Origin of the sequence: Pseudomonas ovata (assembly GCF_003131185.1) — a bacterium.
Taxonomy (GTDB): Bacteria; Pseudomonadota; Gammaproteobacteria; order Pseudomonadales; family Pseudomonadaceae; genus Aquipseudomonas; species Aquipseudomonas ovata.
Genome location: NZ_QFFU01000071.1, coordinates 1 through 523 on the forward strand (window position 1 = coordinate 1; position 523 = coordinate 523).

Annotated in this window: 1 tRNA gene and 1 rRNA gene; both read right to left on the bottom strand. The window is 48.6% G+C overall.

Annotated elements, in window-relative coordinates:
* Positions 1-186 precede the first annotated feature (186 nt).
* Positions 187-263 (bottom strand) — tRNA-Ile (locus DGA31_RS29490).
* 159 nt (positions 264-422) lie between these two features.
* A 16S ribosomal RNA gene (locus DGA31_RS29495) occupies positions 423-523 on the bottom strand; the annotation flags it as partial.

Below are 523 nucleotides of genomic sequence, written 5' to 3' on the forward strand. Positions count from 1 at the left end.
ACGACATTCGCCGAAAGCTTGTAGATACAAACTTTCATTTTGCCTTAGCCTGCACCCCACCAGTGAAAGTGGTGCACAGTCTAAAATTTGTCACAATCCGAATTTTTAAAGAACGATCTAATCAAAGATTAGAAATCAATATTCTTTTCAGAATACTCATTTCTAAACTCTAGCCTTTTCAGGTGCTGGTAGGTCTGGGCAGATTTGAACTGCCGACCTCACCCTTATCAGGGGTGCGCTCTAACCAACTGAGCTACAGACCTATATACGGGCTGCATCTGACCTCACCCTGCTCTCTACCTCAGAGCATGGGGTGCGCTCCAACCAACAGAGCGACGGCCCATCAACAACAGGCTGCTATCGTCTTCTTCAATGAATCAAGCAATTCGTGTGGGTGCTTACGATGCAGCTGGGTCGTCGATTAAGGAGGTGATCCAGCCGCAGGTTCCCCTACGGCTACCTTGTTACGACTTCACCCCAGTCATGAATCACACCGTGGTAACCGTCCCCCCGAAGGTTAGAC